General features: G+C 72.7%; 14 protein-coding genes and 2 pseudogenes. 8 read left to right on the top strand and 8 right to left on the bottom strand.

Annotated elements, in window-relative coordinates; translation table 11 throughout:
• The first annotated feature begins 521 nt into the window (after positions 1 to 521).
• The 8 genes and pseudogenes from HZZ00_RS18055 to HZZ00_RS18020 form a co-directional block, all read left to right on the top strand.
• On the top strand, positions 522 to 1,877 hold the full coding sequence (locus tag HZZ00_RS18055; RefSeq protein WP_180333158.1) for a beta-1,3-glucanase family protein: 1,356 nt from the start codon (positions 522 to 524) through the stop codon (positions 1,875 to 1,877).
• 321 nt (positions 1,878 to 2,198) lie between these two features.
• On the top strand, positions 2,199 to 3,167 hold the full coding sequence (locus tag HZZ00_RS18050) for a thiopeptide-type bacteriocin biosynthesis protein (RefSeq protein WP_180333157.1): 969 nt from the start codon (positions 2,199 to 2,201) through the stop codon (positions 3,165 to 3,167).
• A complete protein-coding gene (locus HZZ00_RS18045; RefSeq protein WP_180333156.1) occupies positions 3,164 to 5,794 on the top strand; it encodes a lantibiotic dehydratase in 2,631 nt (876 codons plus the stop codon). The genes HZZ00_RS18050 and HZZ00_RS18045 overlap by 4 nt, the downstream gene beginning before the upstream one ends.
• Before the next feature lie 12 nt (positions 5,795 to 5,806).
• Complete coding sequence (locus tag HZZ00_RS18040) at positions 5,807 to 5,962, top strand: hypothetical protein (RefSeq protein WP_180333155.1); 156 nt, start codon at positions 5,807 to 5,809, stop codon at positions 5,960 to 5,962.
• 134 nt (positions 5,963 to 6,096) lie between these two features.
• Complete coding sequence (locus tag HZZ00_RS18035; RefSeq protein ID WP_180333154.1) at positions 6,097 to 7,323, top strand: lanthionine synthetase LanC family protein; 1,227 nt, start codon at positions 6,097 to 6,099, stop codon at positions 7,321 to 7,323.
• 122 nt (positions 7,324 to 7,445) lie between these two features.
• Complete coding sequence (locus tag HZZ00_RS18030) at positions 7,446 to 7,868, top strand: polyketide cyclase (RefSeq protein WP_257585869.1); 423 nt, start codon at positions 7,446 to 7,448, stop codon at positions 7,866 to 7,868.
• Positions 7,868 to 8,296, top strand: coding sequence for a MarR family winged helix-turn-helix transcriptional regulator (locus HZZ00_RS18025; RefSeq protein WP_180333152.1), 429 nt, complete (start codon positions 7,868 to 7,870; stop codon positions 8,294 to 8,296). The genes HZZ00_RS18030 and HZZ00_RS18025 overlap by 1 nt, the downstream gene beginning before the upstream one ends.
• 459 nt (positions 8,297 to 8,755) lie before the next feature.
• Positions 8,756 to 8,881, top strand: a pseudogene (locus HZZ00_RS18020) (GNAT family N-acetyltransferase); the annotation flags it as partial.
• Positions 8,882 to 9,327: 446 nt separating this feature from the next.
• Here HZZ00_RS18020 and HZZ00_RS18015 read toward each other — a convergent pair.
• The 8 genes and pseudogenes from HZZ00_RS18015 to HZZ00_RS17980 all read right to left on the bottom strand — a co-directional run.
• Positions 9,328 to 9,609, bottom strand: a pseudogene (locus HZZ00_RS18015) (FCD domain-containing protein); the annotation flags it as partial.
• A gap of 302 nt (positions 9,610 to 9,911) precedes the next feature.
• Positions 9,912 to 11,744, bottom strand: coding sequence for a cholesterol oxidase substrate-binding domain-containing protein (locus tag HZZ00_RS18010; RefSeq protein ID WP_180333151.1), 1,833 nt, complete (start codon positions 11,742 to 11,744; stop codon positions 9,912 to 9,914).
• A 393-nt stretch (positions 11,745 to 12,137) separates the two neighbouring features.
• Positions 12,138 to 13,082, bottom strand: a complete 945-nt coding sequence (locus HZZ00_RS18005; protein ID WP_180333150.1) for a PfkB family carbohydrate kinase — start codon at positions 13,080 to 13,082, stop codon at positions 12,138 to 12,140.
• A 116-nt stretch (positions 13,083 to 13,198) separates the two neighbouring features.
• Positions 13,199 to 14,200 carry an SIS domain-containing protein gene (locus HZZ00_RS18000; RefSeq protein ID WP_180333149.1) on the bottom strand — a complete coding sequence of 334 codons (1,002 nt, stop codon included), beginning with the start codon at positions 14,198 to 14,200 and terminating at the stop codon, positions 13,199 to 13,201.
• Positions 14,201 to 14,286: 86 nt separating this feature from the next.
• On the bottom strand, positions 14,287 to 15,132 hold the full coding sequence (locus tag HZZ00_RS17995; protein WP_257585868.1) for an ABC transporter permease: 846 nt from the start codon (positions 15,130 to 15,132) through the stop codon (positions 14,287 to 14,289).
• Positions 15,129 to 16,037: an ABC transporter permease gene (locus tag HZZ00_RS17990; protein ID WP_257585867.1), complete on the bottom strand. Its 909-nt coding sequence runs from the start codon at positions 16,035 to 16,037 to the stop codon at positions 15,129 to 15,131. The genes HZZ00_RS17995 and HZZ00_RS17990 overlap by 4 nt, the downstream gene beginning before the upstream one ends.
• Positions 16,001 to 17,272 carry a spermidine/putrescine ABC transporter substrate-binding protein gene (locus HZZ00_RS17985; RefSeq protein ID WP_180333148.1) on the bottom strand — a complete coding sequence of 424 codons (1,272 nt, stop codon included), beginning with the start codon at positions 17,270 to 17,272 and terminating at the stop codon, positions 16,001 to 16,003. Before HZZ00_RS17985 ends, HZZ00_RS17990 begins: the two co-directional genes overlap by 37 nt.
• 20 nt (positions 17,273 to 17,292) lie before the next feature.
• Complete coding sequence (locus HZZ00_RS17980) at positions 17,293 to 18,474, bottom strand: ABC transporter ATP-binding protein (protein WP_180333147.1); 1,182 nt, start codon at positions 18,472 to 18,474, stop codon at positions 17,293 to 17,295.
• Between the last annotated feature and the right edge of the window lie 162 nt (positions 18,475 to 18,636).

Raw genomic sequence — 18,636 nt, 5'->3', positions numbered from 1 at the left:
GCCTGCGCGCCCCCTCGCGCCGATGTCCCGCGCCAGCGTCGCGGTGCGGCCGAGCCGCAGGTGGTGCGTACTGGGGGCGGTCGATGCGGTGGCCGACCACCCGGGGGGGCAGAGCGTCTCGTCAGACCTTGGTCGTCAGCCCGCCCCGGGGACCGGCCGAGCGCCCGGCGAACCGCCGCGCGTGTGCGGGCACGGCATGGGCGTGACGCCACGTCGGTCGTCCTCGACCCCGCGTTCGTGGTGCGGGAGTCGGCATGACGGCGCGGTCAGGTCCGTACCGGATGCGTCAAGGGATTTAAGCAGAGGAAGGCGCGGGGCTCCGTGGACGGTCGGAAGCCGAATGCGCCCCATGGGGCACCGGCACCGGGATCAGCGCCGCATGTCTGCAGAGCCGCGAACCCGACTGATCTCGGCTTCAGTTGTTGACCGCGGACGCGGGTAGGACTACAACCCCAGAGAGCGCTCTCACCTTGCTGTTGCTCCATCCCCACGCATGCCGATCCGGCTTGAGGAGACCCCGCATGCAGAGTTCCGCCAGCGCACCCTTCCGCAGACCGCCGGTCGGCGCCGCACGCTCACGCGCGGCCCTCGGCCTGGTCGTCGCCCTGATCGCCGCCTGTTTCGCGGTCCTGGCACCGACACCCGCGCACGCCGCCGACCAGTTGCTGTCCCAGGGCAGACCCGCCACCGCCTCCTCGACCGAGAACGGCTCCTTCCCCGCGAGCGCGGCGGTCGACGGCAATACAGGCACCCGCTGGTCCTCGGCCTTCGCCGACCCGCAATGGCTGCGGGTGGACCTCGGGTCCGTCCAGCAACTCAGCCGTGTCACTCTGAACTGGGAGGCCGCCTACGCGAGCGCCTTCCAGATCCAGATCTCCACCGACGCCAGCACCTGGACCACCGTCTACTCCACCACCACCGCCACTGGCGGAACGCAGGGCATCGCCATATCCGGCAGTGGCCGTTACGTCCGCCTCTACGGCACCACGCGGGGCACCCCGTACGGCTACTCCCTGTGGGAGTTCCAGGTCTACGGCCCGGGCGGCACCACCCCGCCGGACGACTTCTGGGGCTCCACCTCCGACATCCCCGCCGCGCACAACGCCGTCGAGGTGAAGATCCTGAACCGCACCAACGGCAAGTATCCCGACAGCCAGGTGTACTGGAGCTTCAACGGGCAGACCCACTCCATCGCCGAGCAGCCCTACCTCGACATGCCGGCCAACTCCGCGGGCCGCATGTACTTCTACCTCGGTTCGCCCAACAGTCCGTACTACGACTTCATCGAGTTCACCGTCGGCGACAACGTCTTCAACGGCAACACCACACGGGTCGACGCCTTCGGCCTCAAGCTCGCCATGCGCCTGCACACCAAGGACGGATACGACACGGAGGTCGGCGAGAACCGCCAGACCTTCGCCGAGGACCGCGCCACCACCTTCCAGCGCTTCACCAACGCCGTTCCGGACCAGTTCAAGGTGCTCGCCCAGACGCAGGCGCCGTACCGGATCATCGCGCCCGGCAGCGATCCCAGCTTCCGCGCGGGCGGCGCCAACGCGAACTACTTCACCGCCTACGCCCAGTCGGTGGGCGTGAACGCGGCCACCTCCGACATCTTCGGCTGCGCCGCCTCGCTGGCGGGCAACCCCGACATGTGTGCCGCCCTCAACCGCCACGTCGCCACCCTGCCGGCCTCCCAGCAGTCCGACCCGGCCCAGTACTACACGACGGCACCGGCGAACTACTACGCCAAGTTCTGGCACGACAACGCCATCAACCATCTCGCCTACGGCTTCCCCTACGACGACGTCGCCGGCCAGTCCTCCTTCATTTCCCACGCCGATCCGCAATGGCTCCTGGTCGCCGTCGGCTGGTAGCCGATCCGGTGGCGCGGACACCGAACGCCCGCTGAACCGCTGACCGGCGAGGTCCAGCCGGGTCACACCGACCCGGCCGGACCTGTCCGTCAGTGATCCTCTTCCGACTTGTCGCCTCGGTTGCCCAGTCGGACCGACAACGAGGTGAAGCCCCCGAGCGAGCGGGTGCGGGGGCGGGCGGAGGTGCGGGACCGATGCGGCAGGCGCGGGCTGTACCCCGGCGTACGTCCGTCGATCATATGAAGACTGGTCCTTCGTTTTTGAGATGTCGGAAGGTGCGGAAATCGCAGGAGTAGGGGGCTGATCCGAGGAGGCGGCACCGTGCTCGACGTCCGACAGCTGCTGGCCGACTGCCTCCGTGACGCGCGCGACACCTCCTTCGGAACGGTGCCGGTCGACCCCGGTGATCCGGGCTACGAGGCGGCCCGGCACACCTTCCTGACAGCCGGTCTGTCCGCGCTCCGCGACGACCTGCCGGAGTCGGGCTGGATCCAGGTGAACGTCGCACCGGGCCCGAGGGCCTGCCCGCGGGCGTACCGGGTCATCGCCGGCACGGCCCGCGAGCTGATCGCCGCCGGGGCCGTGCGTTCCTTCTTCTTCATGCACAAGCCGCCGGGGCTGCGGGTCCGCTTCGAGGCCCCGACACCTGCCGACGCCCGCCTCCTGCGCGAGGAACTGCTCGGCCGGTTCCGCGAGTTGGACGGCGGGTCGCGGCCACCGCTGTGCGGGGTGTACGAGCCGGAGACCTATCTGTTCGGCGGTCCGGCGTCCATGCGGTACGTGCACGACCTGTTCACGGCGGACTCGCTGGCCTGGCTCGACCACCATCTCGGCAACGCGGACGAGGAGGCGGCCCGGCCGGTCGCCGACTGGCGGGTCTCCCTCGTACTGCTGGACGGCGTGCTCCGGGGCCTGGGGATCGTCGGGTGGGAGCACCGCGGAGTCTGGCAGGTGGTGCGCGACGACGCCGGGCGCGGCCTGCCCGGCCCGGCCCCGGACGAGGTCCGCCGCGCCGCCGCCGGCATCGCCGAGGCCTGGGGCGCCGGACGCGAGGGCCTGCTGGCGCCCGTGCCGCCGCGGCGGCGCGCGGTGGTGGAGGCGCACGCGGGCGCCGTACGCCGGGCCGCCGAACGGTGGCGCAGCGGGTACTTCGAGTCGGGGGACGCCCTGATCGGGACCCGGCGCGCCGCCGCCCACCACACCGTCTTCCACTGGAACCGGGGCCGGCTGTCCCTGGCCCGGCAGCGCCTGCTGACCCAGGCCCTCGCCGACGGCGGGAGGCTGAGGTGAACGAGGTGGCGCGACTGGGCGGCACGGCACTGCTGCGCGTGGCCGGCATGCCGCTGGACGCATGGGCGGCGGCAGGCAACCCGCGGCTGTGCGCCCGGGTCGCCGAGCAGGCCGGGCAGGAGGAGCGGCGGGCCGGACACGCCCGGGCGCTGGCCGCACGGCTGGGCGCCACCGTCGTACCGCACCCCGACCTGGCGCCCGCTGACCGCCGGGCCGTGCTGGCCCTGCGCCGCCGGCTGCACCGCGGGGCGGCCCCCGGCCCGGCGGACTGCCGGCTGCTGGACCGCCTGCCCGGCGCGGAATCCCTTGCCGCGCAGGCCCGACTGCTGTGCCACGAGGCCGAGTCGGCGGCCGCCGCCCTGCCGGAACTGGACCGTGCGGTGAGCGAGGAGCGGGAGCGGGTGGCGGCGCTCGGCTGGTCCCTGCTGAGCGAGGACCCGGTCATGGCCGCGTTCGTGGAGGAGGCGGAACCCGGGCTCGCCGCCGACGTGGCCCGTCGGCTGGCCGCCGGCGGCTCCTGGAGCGAGAAGCCGCTGCGTAAACGCGGGGCGTACCTGTGGCGTGCGCTGGGCCGGGCGGCGGCGAAGACGACCCCGCGCGGATGGGCCGGGCAGGCGGCCCTGCTGCCGGTCGGGCCGCCGTGCGAGGACGGGGGCGAGGAGCGCGTGCCCCGGCTCCTTGCGGCCGGTACGGTCCTCGGCGCGGTGGCGGCCGAGGCCGTGGAGAACGTGCACCTGCTGCGTGCCCGGCTCGCCGACAGCGGCCTGCGGGCCGCCGACCCCACGACATCGATCGCCCCCGCCCCGCTGTACTTCCTCCAGACCGCCCGCCCCGGGAGCGGCACCGGTGTGCTGCGCTGCTGGGTGATCGACCCGGGAGGGGGCGACCGGATGCGCGAGGTCGTCCTGCGGCGCACCCGCCCCCTGGAGAGCGTGCTCGCCCTCCTGGCCGACGGGCCACGGCCGTTGGAGGAGGTCGAGGCGGCCCTGCTCGGCACGGCGGCCGTGCGGGCGGCTCCCGGGCGGGACGTCCTGCGCGGGTTCCTCGCCCACCTGCTCGACCTCGGCGTCCTCCAGGTCTGCGCCGCCCCGCGCCGCCGTCTCAGCGGCTGGACCGGCGCCGAGGAGGTGCGCGTCCGGGGCGTGCTTCCGCACCCAGTGCCGGACGTCCCGGCCGCCGGTCCCCGCCTCTGGTTCACGGACTCCTACCGAAGCGTCACCACCTCCGTCCCCGCGGCCGCCGCCGAGCACGTGCAGCGGGCCCTCGGGATCGCGGCACGGGTGGCGTGGCTGCGGGACGCCGACCGGACGGCGGCGCCGGACGGCCGGCGTTCACTGCCGCCGGAACTGGAGGGGCTCGGTGAACGGCCCTGCCCGCTGGGCGAGATCCTCCTGCGGCACCTGTCCGACGGTTACGGTCCGCCGGGCCCGCCGCAGACCCGGCGCCACCACACCGGCTGGCATCCCGCCACGACGTCCGGCTCCGGGTACGCCGGGCTGCTGGACCACCTGGCCGGGCACGCCGGTGACGAGCAGGTGGACCTGGACGACGGCCTGCTGGACGCGCTCGGCGCGCCCCCGGCCCGGACGGCGCTGCCGCCCTGGCCCCTGGACTGCCTGTTACGCCCGTTGCGAAGCCCCGGGCCGCTGGCGGTGTTGGAGACCGCCTCGCCCGCGGGCGTGCTGGACGCCCGGTTCGCGGCCGCACTGGACACCCTGCACGGCGCCTACCCGAACGCCGACGGCTACCGTGCCTTCCTCGCAGCCGTCGAGCGGCTGTCGGGGGCCCGGTTCGTGGAACTGCTGGTGCCCCCGCTGGCCGAACGCGCCGCCAACGCCGTACGCCGCCCCGTCCTCACCGGCTGGTGGACCGGCGACCCGGACCCGGCGCCGTACCACGGGCCGGCCGGTCCGGCAGCCCGCCATCTGCCGCTGGACCGCATCACGCTGCGCCGGGACGGCCGGCAGGTCGTCGCCGAGGCCGACGGGCAGCGGTTGCTTCCCGTTCACCACGCCACCCGAACCCCGCTGCCCCCGTACGACGTCCTGCTGCGCCTGCTGCTGGCGGCCGGCCACCCCGCGGCCTCCCGGGTCGTCCGCCTGGACGGACTGACCGAAGCCCTCCCCGGGGCACACCGGGTGCCGCGGGTGACCGTCGACGGCACCCTGGTCGTCAGCCCGGCCGGCTGGCGGGTGTCCAGGGAGCTGCTGTGGCGGCCCGGGGACAGCGACCTGGCCAAGGTGCGCGCGCTCACCGGCCTGCGCCGCGACGCCGGGCTCCCCCGCTTCGCGTTCGTCAGGACCGCCGCCGGGGCGAGACCGGTGCCCGTCGACTTCGCGGCACTGACTGCCGTCCCCCTGCTGGAGCGGCTGTGCGCGCACCAGCCCGGGGCGGACCTCCTGGTCGAGGAGATGCTCCCCGGCCCCGACGGCCTGCTGCTGCGCGACCCGCTGCACGGCGGCGCCGCCGTCGCCGCCCAGCTGCTGCTGCGGCTTCCCGCCGGCCGGGGAGCCGAAGAACTCGCGGCACTCGCCGCCGCCGCACTGCGCGGCACACCCGGCGTCCCCGGCGCACCCGCCCCCAGCGGGCGGGGCACCGGGGCGGTCCCCAACCAACACCGCTCCTGAAGGAGGAGAACCATGCCCGTATCCACCGAGTTCACCGACCTCGACGCCCTGATCGGCGACCTGGACGAGCGCATCACCGAGAGCGACCTGCCGACGGCGCAGGCACACACCATGGAGTGCAGCGGCGTGTGTACGGTCATCGTCTGCGCCACCGTGGTGATCTGCTGACGCCCCCTCAGGCGGCCTGAGGCAGCTCAGGCCGCCTGATTCCGGCGGCACGGGATGCCGCCGCACCGGCGTCCTGCCCGTTCAACAGGACCGGACGCCGGCCCGTCGCACCGCCGTCCCGAAGGAGAGGTGCCATGGCGCAGAGCGCCGAGAGCGCCCGGAGCGTCGACAGCCGCGAGCACACCGGCACCGCCGTCGCCGCTGTCGCGGTCGGGCTCCTTGACGCCTGGACCGCGCGGTCCGGCGAGAGCACGGCCGAGCAGCCGTCCGATCCGGGCGTCCCCGTCCTGGCGGCCCTGGTGCGCGGAACCGGAGCGCCCGGGGCCGACGAGTCGGCCGCCCGTGCCGTCGCCGTCTGGGCCCGCACCGCCGGCCGGGGTCCCGGACACCGCGGTCTGTACGACGGGGGCCTCGCCGGGACCCTGGTGGGCCTGCGCCTGGGCGCCCGGGTGCAGCCACGGCTGCGCGCGGCCGCCGACCGGCTCCGCGACCACCTGGTGCGCAGCGCCCCGCAGCCGCACCCGCGCCGCGAACAAGCCACCCTCCCGGACTACGACCTGATCCTCGGGCCGTCCGGCATCCTGCTCGCCCTGTGCGCCGGAACCCACCCGGCGCCGCACGAGATCCGGCCGTTCGCCGGGTATCTGGCGGCGCTGTGCGACGCCGACGACCTGCCGCGGCTGCGCACGGCGGGCTACGCGGACCACCCCCAACTGGACTGGCTGGACGGACGGATCAACACCGGCCTGGGGCACGGCGTCGCCGGAGTCGTCGCCGCGCTCACCGCGGCGGTCCGCCGACTGGGCCCGGACCCCGGCCTGCTGCGCGCGCTGCGACACGCGACCGGGTGGCTGGCCCGGCAGTCCTTCGTCGACGGTCGAGCCGTCCGCACCTGGGACGGCGCCGGACTCGACGGCCCGCCGCCCGCCGGACCGCGCGCCCGCCAGGCCTGGTGCTACGGCACCCCGGGCGTGTCCTGGGCGCTGTGGGACGCGGCCGACGCGACCGGCGACCCGGAGGCGGCCGCATGGGCCGCGGCGGCCTTCACCACCCTCGCCGAGCGGTACGACGAGGACTTCCACCTCTTCGGCGACCGGCCGGGCGACCTGCTGGGCCTGTGCCATGGGGCCGCCGGCGTGCTGGCGGTGGCCGACGCCTTCGACCGCCATGCCGCGCTGCCCGCCGCGGCCGTCCTCAAGGCACGCCTGATCACCCACGTTCACGACCGCCTGCCCGCGGTGGAGGCCCTCGGCCAGGAGCACATGGGACTGCTCACCGGCGCGGCGGGCCCGCTGAGCGCCCTGCTCACCGCCGTCCACGGCACCTCACGCGCCTGGCTGCCGTGCCTGGCCCTGCGCTGAACAGCACATGGTGGCGTGAAACGTCCGATCGCCGGCATCGGCGCACCACGGCCGACGAGGCGCCGTGGACAAATAGACTCCGCACAGATAATCTCTGCGAAGAGAATTTCTTTCGGGAGGCCATGGACATGTGGACGTATGAGCACGCCATCGAGACCGACGCCGCGCCAGAGGCGATCTGGAGCCTGTGGGCCGATGTGGAGAACTGGGGAGCCTGGAACGCCGACATCGCGGACATCCGAATCAGCGGCCCCTTTGAGACGGGCGCCGAGATCGTGATGACCCCGGCCGATGGCGACCCGGTGCATCTGATCGTCGCCGAGGCCACCCTCGGCGAACGGTTCGTGGACGAGGCCCGGTTCGACGGACTGCTCCTGAGCACCGTCCACCAGCTCGGGCGGGGCGAAAGCCTGCGCACTCGGGTGACGTACCGGATGGAGATCACCGGGCCCGGCGCCGACGAGCTCGGCCCGCGGATCGGTGCGGCCGTCACCGCGGACTGGCCGCAGACCATGGCGGCCCTGGTCAAGCTGGCGCAGGGCTGATGGCCCGCAACCCCGGCGACAGCCCTGGCTTCCTGCTCTGGCACGCCACGCTGCGCTGGCAGCGCGACATCGCCGCGGAGCTCGGCCCCCTGGGCCTCACCCACGTCCAGTTCGTCCTTCTGGCCTGCACCTGGTGGCTGAACACCCACGGGGAGCATCCCAACCAGCAGGAACTGGCCCGCCAAGCCGGCACCGACGTCAAGATGACCTCACAGGTCCTGCGTGCCCTGGAGGGCAAGGGGCTGGTCAAACGCGAGGTCGATCCCGCCGACACCCGCGCCAAGCGCCTGCACGTCACCGACGCCGGCGCCGAACTGGCCCCGCGCGCGATCGCCGCCGTCGAGAACGTTGACGCGCGCTTCTTCGGGCAGGTGGCGCACGACGACGCCGTAACCCTGCTCAGCCGCCTGGCCGACCCCGACACCTGACCCCCGCCCTGGTACCGGGCGAGGCGGTGCGCGTGCTGCCCGGCTCAGGCCGGTGAGTGCCTTCCGGTGGCGCGCGTGCTGCCGCCGCAAGGTGTCCGTCACCGTCGCGGCAGAGCCGTTGGTGGACTCCTGCGGTGGCGCGCCTTGGGCGGGGGCGAGCCAGCACTGTTGCGGCACCGGGAAGTCGGCGGTGCAGGTCACCCGGTCCGGCGTCGGAGCCTTCCGGCGGTTGGGCGGTGGTGCGGGGGAAGTTACCGGAGTTGGGCCCGGTGGGCGATGGAGTCGTCCGGGCCGCGGGTGAATTCGCGGTCGCGCAGCATCTCCAGCGCCACCCGGTACCCAACACGCGCGCGTATCGCGCAGGCTTCAGGAGTTCGGGGCTGCCCTGCGCGCCATCCGCACACGGCAGCCCCTTGGGCGGACCTGTGCTGAGCACACCGCCGCTTGGAGGGCTGGCGCATGACCACGGCCCCCGCCATCGAGCTCCGCACGTTCACCACGCTCGCCGCCGTCCGCGGCGACCTCCTCGACGTCTACGCCGAGGTACGCGCTGGCGCGGCACCGACTCCGCTCGCCGCATTCACGACAAGCGCTTGAAGGTCCTTGGCCTGGCACTTGATGCGCTTGTCCCAGGGGTGCGGCCGTGCGGGCAGGGGCCGCAGAGGCGACAGACCCCGCCGACAGGGAGACCACGGCTCATAACGCTGTTGCGACTGAGGTGCGCAGGCACTACCGTGCGCTCACGTAGCGCACGGTGCTGGCGTAGCGCGCGACCACAGAACGATCTCGTTTGGGTTCGCAGAGCCACTCCGGCCCGGTATCGGCCGGCGAGTTCGTTCGAACGGTGGCGGTCGTCCCGCTACCGAGAATGAGGACATCATGAGCGACGTGAGCAGTCCCCCGCTCCCAGTGTCGGAGCCGGACCTCTCGGCCGCGTGAGCGCCCGGCCTGGCCGGCCCGTGAGCCGGATGCCAGCGGTCCAGCCACAAGTACGGTGCGGGCGGGCGCCCGTTGTGCCAGTCAGACAGGTCCTAGGTGGCCTGGCCTGAATCGTCGGTCAGAGCGGCCGCGGTCAAAGTGAGGTGCTGGACCAGGACCGCGGCTGCGGTGTCGGCGTCGCGGGCCAGCACCGCCTCCTCCAGCATGCGGTGTTCCCTGGCACCGTCCCGGTCGGGGTTGCGGTGCGCCGACCAACGGCGGGCCAACTCACTCGCGGTCCACAACCGGTCGAAGGTCTCCAGCAGCGCGCGGTTGCCACACCCCTCCAGCAACGTGCGATGGAAGGCGCGGTGAGCCTCGGCCCACGCGGCGGTGGCGGCGACCGGGCTGTGGGATGGCGGCGCAGACGGCGACGGGACGGGGCACGTACGCCGAGACGGTGGCCCTCACGGCGGGCAGCGCAGCCCGTGCCGCATGACCCGCAAGGGCCGCGAGAGCCGGCACGCGGCAGCGGTCCTGCGGGGATCCGAGGATCCGGCGTCTGTGCGCCTGGATGTCACGCCGCGAGTTGCCGGAACGCGTCCCCGTCACCGGACCGGGCACGGGCCGGAGCCGATTCGATCACCCCTACGTCCTCGCGTCGGGGGTTCGCCGGAAGTCCGGCTCTGCCCCCCGCTCAGCGAAGCAGCGCGTCGAGGAACGGGCTGGACAACACGCGGTGGGGGTCGAGTCGGTCGAGAATCGCGACCGCCTGGTCCCAGCCCGGGCCACCCCCGGCGCGCTGGCTGGCGGGGATGGCCCGGGTGAGGACGTCCGGGTCGGACCACGCGGCGGTGTCGCTGTAGGCCCAGCCCTTGGACCACTCCACGCGTACCGTCGCCCGGTCCCCGTCCAGGGCCAGGAGGAACTGCTCGATGTCGCGGTAGAAGCGGTGCAGGGCGGGTGTCGTCGGCAGGGAGAGGACGTCGATCCACACGGCGGTGTCGACGTCCGGCCGGTCGGGGCGCGGTCGCAGGGCGGACAGGAGCGGGGGCCGCGCGCCGGGGACACCGCACACGAACGGGTCCTCCAGGCCCGTCACCCGGATTTCCACCTGGCCGTTGACCGGGTACTCGCCGCGCGCCGCGTACTGGGTGAGCAGCGTGCGATAGAAGCCGGTGAACTGGCTGACCACCCACTGCAGGTCGGCGCGGCGGGTGAGGACGGCGTAGCCGTTGGCGGTCTCGCGCAGCGTGGTGGGCCGCACGTACTGCAGCAGGTTGCGGGAGGCCCCCCACAGGTCAGAGCGCAGACCGCCTGCCAGCAGGTGGGTGAGCACGTCGCCGGTCAGCACGTCCCGCACGAGGTTTCCCGAGAGCAGGACGTCGGTGATGTCGCCGGTCAACGCGACCTTGGCCAGCAGGTACTGGACCTGCCCGAAGAGCGGCGCGCTCGCCCACGCCCCGGAGACCAGGTCCCCGGCCAGCCGGGCCACCGGCTCGGGGAGGGAGTCGGAGAACGGGTAGTTGTACGGTTCGTCGACCGCGCGGGCGGCAAGCGGCCGCTTCGGGGCGACACTCCAGACCTTCAGCCAGGGGCAGTCGGTGAAGGCGAACCAGATCGCCTCGACCCGGCCGGTGCGGTCCACGAAGCCGGCCAGGGTCCGCGTGCCGGCCGGAGCACCAGGGGCGGCGAACAGCTCGGTGGCGGGGATGTCCAGAAAGGACTGGCAGCGCAGATGGTGGTCCGTGCCCACCCGCACGACGGCCTCGGTGACGAGCGAGCGGCCGAGGTGAGTGAGGAGCGCATCGCAGTCGGGCTCGGCTCGGTCGACGGTCCGCAGGACGTAGCGGCCGGCGGCGTCGTCCCAGACGACCGCGGTCAGCTCGGTGACCAGGTTGCTCAGCGAGCCGTAGCCGTGGCCGGACGACGGGTTCTCGCCGACGGCGGGGACGGCCGTGCCGTGCGCGCCGATGGCAAGCGCGCCACCGACCGACAGATCGCCGGGTGCCGGCGCGGAGGCGACCCCGTATCCGCCCTCGCCGGCGAACGCGAGCAGCGTCTCCAGCGAGGCGCCGGCCTGGGCCCGGACGCGGGCCGACCCGTCGGCGGCCCGCTGCTCCAGCGACATCGCGGTGAGGTGCGCGGTGGTGTCCAGCAGGACGACCCGGGCCGCGGCGGATGTGCCGTCGGCCACCGTGAGGGGGGCCCAGCCATGCCGCTGCCCTTGCGCGCGTACGGTCCAGTCGGCGCCGTAGGCCCAGTTGACGACGTCGAGCACCTCCTGAGGGCTGCGCGGCGCGCACGTCCACAGCTGGTCGGTACGGATCTCACCGGCCCAGTTCTCGTAGGCGCGCTGATAGACGTCGATCCCGGCCGGGAAGCCCGGCGGCGGTGCCGAGGCCGCGTAGGCGCTGCCCGGCCGGACCAGCCCGCGCAGCAACCAGACCGCGCCGCCCGCGGCGGCCGACGACGCGAGCAGCCTGCGCCGCGACAGCCCGCCGCCCTGGTTCGAAGGACCGTCCGTCATCCCCGCACCCCTCTGCCCCGCGCTCCGAACCGGCCCTGCCGGGCCGGTCGGGCACGCACGTTACCCAGCAGAGAAGGCCCCACGGTCATACGTTCTACCTATTCACTTGAACGAGTGAATGGTCTGAGGTGAGGGCAACGACCCGGCCCCACGGCCCGTAGCACGGTCTGTCCGCGCTTGATCCCGGCTGCCGCCTCGGCGAGTTCATCGAGGCTGAGGCCGTTGTCGAGCGCCCGGCGCAGGTGCCCGGCCGGCTCGACGGCCATCGGCTTCGCGGCGGTCCTCCCCTGCGGCGCCGTTGTGACCTCTCTGCGGTGCGTGACGCGGATCTGCGGCGGACGGGAGGTACAGGACTTCTCCGGCGAGAACAGGAAGACCGTGGCGGGCAGGCGCTCAGACCGGGCGGGTGGGGGTGACGGCTGCGGGGCCGGGCAGGGTCTGCGGGGCGGGCCCGGCTCCATGCCCGGCCCTCGTGGCCGGCGTCGGCCAGCCGCAGCCGAAGGCGGCCTCCACGAAGCACTGGTCGTACGCCGCCTCCGCACCCCGCCGCAGGGCGTCCCGCAGGGCCGCCGGGGCCGGTCGCACCCGCCGGGACCATCCGTCGCGCAGCAGTGACACGGCGAACCCGGCGAGGAAGGCGTCTCCGCAGCCCATCGTGTCGGAGACGCAGTCGGGGTCCGCAGCGCGGGCCGGCGCGACGGCCGTGGTCCGGCCGTCGTACGCGATCGCCCCGTGCAGCCCACGGGTGGCCAGCGCCACCCCGGCCCCCCGGGCCACGGCCTCGGCGAGCAGGGCACGGGTGGCGGCCTCGTCCAGGTGTGAGCACGACAGCAGCGCGAGGTCCAGGTGCGGGCAGACGCGGTCGAGATAAGCGGGTGTACGAAACTCCTCCTCGTCGGAGAAGTCGAAGCTGAGCAGTGGGCCGGCCGTCGCGAGCAGCGGGAGTTCGGCCTCGGTGCCGGAGTAGACGCTGGAGTGCACCAGGCTGAACGAGGCTGCGTACGCGAGCAGTGCGGGGGTGACGGGGAGAGGGGCGTGGACGGCTGCACCGCCGGGCTCGTAGCCGAGGAAGACCCGGTCGCCGTCCCGCACGTGCAGGGTTGAGACCGAGGTCGCACCGTGGCGCACGACGCTGTGGTCCACGGTGACGCCCTGCGCCGCCACGGCCGCGCGCAGTCTGGTGCCGAGGTCGTCGTCACCGAACACCCCCGCATAGGCGGCGTCCAGGCCGAGCCGGTGGGCGTAGACGGCGACGTTGACGCAGTTGCCGCCGGGGTAGTCGGTGCCGCGGTCCACGAAGCGGTCGATGGTGTTGTCGCCGAAACCGAGGACTTTCATCAGGGTCTCCCGAGGCGCGGGCGCGGCACGCGGGGGCACGGCGCCCGCCGTGGGCGCGCCGGTGCCGGGGCACCGGCGCGCGGGGCGGATGGACGAGGGGGAACCGGTCGGAGGGTTCAGTAGCCCATGACGCGGTAGTAACGGCGCAGGTCGAGTGAGTGGTCGCGGACGCGTTCGAGGTGCTTGCTGACCCGGTCCATCACGGTGTCGAGCACCAGCGGGGCGAGCAGTCCGCGGAACTCGGGGCTGATGCCCTCCAGGGGATAGTCGCGGGTGTCGAAGACGGTGACGTCCTTGGAGACGCGCTTGGCGAAGGCCTCGGCCCGGTCGGTCAGCGCCCGGGTCTCGTCCTCACCCTGGAAGACGATGACGCTGGTGTTCTCCTCCAGCAGCTCCAGCGAGCCGTGGAAGAACTCCGCGCTGTGCACACGAGTCGTGCGCAGCCACTGCATCTCCTCGAGGATGCACATGGAGTACAGGTAGGTGAATCCCCACAGGTTCCCGCCGCCGATGAGGAAGTGGTAGTCGGTGTCCTTGTGGCTCTCGGCGAACTCGGACGCCACCGGCTCGGCCTGCCGGGCGACGTCCACCAGGACGCGGGGCAGGACGCCGAGCTCGTCGGCGAGGCGCTCGTAGCCCTCGAACTCGCCCCGGCGGGAGAGCAGCCGGCCCATGAACAGCAGCAGCTGGACGTCGAACGGCCAGGCCTTGGGCTCGGAGATCAGCGCGGTGTCGACGTTCTGGGCGACGAGGGAGTCGGGGTAACCGGTGAAGCCGATCGTGTGGGCGCCCCGGGACTTGCAGTAGTCGATGGCGCGGAGGGTGTCGTCGGTGGTGCCGGAGACGGAGGTGAAGACGGCGATGGTGCGCTCGCCGAGGCGGGCGTCGCCGGAGACGACGAGTTCGGCGGCGACGGCGGGCCGGACCGGCATCACCGAAGTGCGCCGGGCGAGGTGCTCGTAGGGCCACATCTGCGCGTACGTGCCGCCGGCGCCCACGAGGAGGACGTTGTCGTAGCCCTCGTCGGCCAGACGGTCGACGACCTTCTCTATCCGGGGACGCAGCGCCAGCAGGCTCTTCGTCTGGGAGACGAACTCGGCTTCGTTGAACTTGAGCACGGTGATGACTTCCTCAGGGGTTGTTCCGCACCGGCCGGCGTGTGCCGGTGAGCCGGTGTTTCGGGGGGCGCGGGGACCGGAGCGGGTCAGGCCGCGCGACGCCGGGAGAACAGCACGTTCGCCCCGGCGATGATCAGACCGCCGACGAAGATCAGCGTTCCCATGACGTTGACCTGCGGGGGCACGCCGGTACGGCTGGCGCTGTACACCCACAGCGGGAACGTGACCGTACGGCCGGCGTTGAAGCTGGTGATGACGTAGTCGTCGACGGACAGGGCGAAACAGAGCAGGGCGCCGGATGCCACGCCGGGCAGCAGCATCGGCAGGGTGACCAGCCGGAACGCTGTCCACGGGCCGGCTCCCAGGTCGCGGGCGGCCTCCTCGAGCGTCGGGTCGTGCCCCGCCATGCGCGCCCGTACGGTGATGGCGACGTAGGGGATGCAGAAGGCCACGTGCGCGATGACGATCGTCCAGTAGCCGCGAGGCACGCCCAGCACGATGAACAGCGACAGCAGCGCAGCGCCGAGGGCGATCTCGGGGGCCGCGATGGCGGCGAACATCAGCAGGTCCACCGAGCCCCGGCCGCGGAAGCGGTGCCGGCCGAGCGCCAGCCCGATCGGGGTGCCCAGGAGGGTGGCGACGACGGCGACGACCAAGGCGATGGTGAGGCTGTTGACCAGGGCGGAGGTCAGGTTGGGGATGGCGAACAGGTGCCGGTACCAGTTCAGGGTGAAGCCCTGCCAGGTGAAGTTCACCTTGCTGCCGGTGTCGTTGAACCCGAACAGGACCATGACCGCGATCGGCAGCAGCAGCCAGGCCAGCACCAGCACGGTGTACAGGGTCAGGGTGGGGCGGCGCCGTGGGCGCCCGGTGCGCCGGGTGCGCGGTGCGGCGGGCGCGTCGGCGACGGGGCCGGCGGTTGTGGTGGTCATCGCGCTGCCGCCTCCAGGACCTCGTCGGTGCCCAGGGTCCGGGCGTAGGTGAACACGGCCAACAGCAGTGCGCCCATGAGGACGAAGGACAGGGCGGAGGCACCGGGGTAGTCGAGGTTGGTGAAGTACTCGGTCTGGATGATGTTGCCGATCATCGTGGTCGAGGGGCCGCCGAGGATGCCGGCGTTGACGTAGTCGGCGCAGGCCGGTACGAACGTCAGCAGCACGCCGGCGAAGACTCCGGGCAGCGACAGCGGCAGCACCACGCGCAGGAAGGTCTGCGCCCGGGAGGCGTACAGGTCGGTGGATGCCTCGATCACCTTGGGATCGACCCGTTCCAGGGCCACGTACACGGGCAGCACCATGAACGGCAGGAAGTTGTAGGTCAGGCCGCCGATCACCGCGTAGGGCGTCGCCAGCAGATGGAAGTCGGCCGGGAGCAGGCCGATGTCCTTCAGCGGTCCGAGCAGGACGCCGTGGTCGGCGAGCACCACGTTCCAGGACTGGGTGCGGATGACGAAGGACACGAAGAACGGCAGCAGCAGCAGGAAGAGGAACACCGACTTGTGCCGGCCGGCCCGGAAGGCGATCCAGTAGGCCACCGGGTAGCCGACGGCGGCGCAGGCGACGGTCGCCGCGACGCCGTAGAGCAGGGACCGGACCAGCTGCACGTGATAGGTGCGGACCATGTCGGCGTAGGTGCTGAAGTGGAACGTCTGGCGGAAGCCGTCGATGAAGTTGCCGGTCTGCAGCGACAGCGACACCATCACGATCACGGGGGTGACGAAGAAGGCCGCCAGCCACAGCCAGCCCGGAAGGATCATCAGATAGGGGCCCAGTGCCTCCCCGGTGCGACGGCGCCGCCGGGTCAGGCCTGGTAGATCGGTTCGAACAACGCGTTCCACTGCTTCTCCTCCTCTTCGTCGAGCACCCGCAGACGGCGCAGCTTCGACTGGTCGGCCTTGGTCGGGAAGACCAGGGGGCTGGTGCTGAGGGCGTCCAGTACGGTGCGCCGCTTGCCGGTGGCGGCGTCCGCGTCGCGTGCGACGACCCGTTGCGCGGCGGGCACCGGGCAGACGAACTGCACGGTCTCGCTGATCCTCGCGGCGACCTCGGGCCGGTAGACGTAGTTCATGTAGGTGAGCGCGTCGACGGGGTGGGCGGCCGTCGAGGGGATGCAGAGGTTGTCGGTCCAGAGCAGACCGCCCTCGTCCGGGATGACGAACTCCAGTCGCGAGCCGCTCTGGTTGGCCTGGAAGACGTCACCCGAGTACACGAGCGAGGCCGCGAGGTCGCCGCGCTGGAGGGAGGACTGGTAGGTCGAGGTGGAGTAGGAGCGGACCATGCCGGCGTCGCGCTGCCTGCGCAGCCAGGCCGCCGCCTTGCGCCAGTCGGCATGGGTGGACGTCTCCGGGTCCACCCCGACCGCCAGCAGCGCGATGTTGCCCATCTGCACAGCGTCGTTCCACATGCCGACCCTGCCGCGCAGCTTGGGGTCGAGCAGGTCCTGCCAACTGGTGATCTTCCGGCCCACCCGGGCCGGGTCGTAGCCGATGCCGGTCATGCCGGACTGCCAGGGGACGGTGTAGACGTTGCCGTGGTCGAAGGACGTGTTCTTGAACGCGGCTCCGCCGTACCGTGCGAAGTTGGGCAGGCGGCTGTGGTCGAGCGGGGCCAGGTAGCCGAGTTCGATGTACTTGCCGAGGTAGCTGTCGCCGCCGACGACCATCAGGTCGTAGCCGATGCCCTGGCCGGAGGCGAACTCCGGCTGGATCTTGCCGAACCAGGAGGCGCTGTCGTCGATCAGCTCGTTGTACGTGACCTCGATGCCGCTCTCGCGGGTGAAGGCGTCGAGGGTGGGGTGCTTGCTCTGGTCGGCCGGGTCGACGTCGATGTACTGCGTGTAGTTGACGAAGTCCAGCTTCCCGGACCGCTTCTTGCCGGACCAGAAGTCGGTGACGGCGGCGGCGATCTCCGCCTTGCCGGTGGGGACGTGCACGCGGGCGCCGGGCACGCTGCAGGCGGCGAGCGGGGCCAGCGCGGCGGCGCCGGCCGCGGCGCGCAGCAGGCGGCGCCGCGTCCAGCCGTGCGAGGGCAGCGCGCGCGGCCGGGGTGCGAAGGGTGTGAAGTGCTCGGGCATGGTGGTTGGTCCGCCTGTCGTCAGCGCGAGGTGAGGGAAACCGGGTCCGCGACGGCCGTCGCCGCGGGGGCGGGGGCGGTGGTGAGCAGGTAGGAGTGGTCGGTGGCCCAGGACAGCCAGACGGTGTCGCCGCGCGACGGAGACGCGCAGGCGGTGCCGTCGTTGGGCTGGAAGACCGTCATCTCCGCGCCGGTGCTGGTGTCCACCGTGTAGCTGGTGGAGGTGCCGAGGTAGACCACCTCCCGGACGGTGCCGCGGACCCGGCTGGCGACGTCGGCCGGCCCGGTGGTCAGTGTGATCTTCTCCGGCCGCACGGTGAGTTCGACGGCCTCGCCGGCGGCGAGGGAGCCGCGCAGCGGGACCGTGACGCGCTGGCCGTCACCGAGGTCGAGCACCCCGGTTCCGGCCGCCACGGACGTCAGCCGGCCGCCGATCAGGTTGGAGGTGCCGATGAACCCGGCGACGAACGCGGTGGCGGGCCGCTCGTACACCTCCTGCGGCGGGCCCACCTGTTCGACCAGGCCCTGGTTCATCACCGCGATCCGGTCGGACATGGTCAGCGCCTCGGCCTGGTCGTGGGTGACGTAGATGAAGGTGATGCCGACCTCGCGCTGGATGCGCTTGAGTTCCAGCTGCATGGTCTGGCGGAGCTTGAGGTCCAGGGCGCCGAGGGGTTCGTCCAGGAGCAGCGCGCGAGGGCGGTTGACCAGGGCGCGGGCCAGGGCGACGCGCTGCTGCTGGCCGCCGGAGAGCTGGCGGGGGCGGCGGTCGGCCTTGTCGGCGAGTTCGACGGTGCGCAGGATCTTCTCGACCCGGTCGCGGAGCTCCTCCTTGGGCACGCGCTTGCGGCGCAGTCCGAACGCCACGTTGTCGGCGACGCTCAGGTGCGGGAAGAGGGCGTACGACTGGAACACCATGTTGATGTCACGCCTGTTGGCGGGCACCCCGACCATGTCGCGGCCGTGCAGCAGGATCTGCCCGGAGGTCGGCTCCTCGAAGCCGGCGATCATCCGCAAGGTGGTGGTCTTGCCGCAGCCGGAGGGGCCGAGGAGCGAGAAGAACTCGCCCTCGCCGATGGCGAGGCTGACGCCGCGGACGACCGCCGCGTCCCGGGCGCCGGCGCCGCCGAAGTCCTTGACCACATCGACGAGGCTGATGGCAGGGCCAGCGGACGTCGGCGGCGAGAGGGTGTCGGTTGCCATCCGTGGTACCTCCGGTGTTCGGGGCGTGGGATCGGGGCGGCCGCGGGCGGGGGCGTGCCGCGGCGGCCGGCCGGGGAAACGGCGGGCGGGGGGCGTCGGCGCGGTTTGATAACGTTACCAACGAGCCAGACCAGACCTTACCCACGGACGGGCATCACCCGT

Origin of the sequence: Streptomyces sp. NEAU-sy36, from assembly GCF_013423905.1 — a bacterium.
GTDB lineage: Bacteria > Actinomycetota > Actinomycetes > Streptomycetales > Streptomycetaceae > Streptomyces > Streptomyces misionensis.
Note: the sequence above shows the minus strand (reverse complement) of the source record. Positions and strands in the feature narration are given on the sequence as shown.

Coding starts and splice junctions, on each gene's coding strand:
- HZZ00_RS18055 (WP_180333158.1), top strand. CDS start 522: ATGCAGAGTTCCGCCAGCGCACCCTTCCGCAGACCGCCGGTCGGCGCC.
- HZZ00_RS18040 (WP_180333155.1), top strand. CDS start 5,807: ATGCCCGTATCCACCGAGTTCACCGACCTCGACGCCCTGATCGGCGAC.
- HZZ00_RS18035 (WP_180333154.1), top strand. CDS start 6,097: ATGGCGCAGAGCGCCGAGAGCGCCCGGAGCGTCGACAGCCGCGAGCAC.
- HZZ00_RS18030 (WP_257585869.1), top strand. CDS start 7,446: ATGGACATGTGGACGTATGAGCACGCCATCGAGACCGACGCCGCGCCA.
- HZZ00_RS18025 (WP_180333152.1), top strand. CDS start 7,868: ATGGCCCGCAACCCCGGCGACAGCCCTGGCTTCCTGCTCTGGCACGCC.
- HZZ00_RS18010 (WP_180333151.1), bottom strand. CDS start 11,744: ATGACGGACGGTCCTTCGAACCAGGGCGGCGGGCTGTCGCGGCGCAGG.
- HZZ00_RS18005 (WP_180333150.1), bottom strand. CDS start 13,082: ATGAAAGTCCTCGGTTTCGGCGACAACACCATCGACCGCTTCGTGGAC.
- HZZ00_RS17995 (WP_257585868.1), bottom strand. CDS start 15,132: ATGACCACCACAACCGCCGGCCCCGTCGCCGACGCGCCCGCCGCACCG.
- HZZ00_RS17985 (WP_180333148.1), bottom strand. CDS start 17,272: ATGCCCGAGCACTTCACACCCTTCGCACCCCGGCCGCGCGCGCTGCCC.
- HZZ00_RS17980 (WP_180333147.1), bottom strand. CDS start 18,474: ATGGCAACCGACACCCTCTCGCCGCCGACGTCCGCTGGCCCTGCCATC.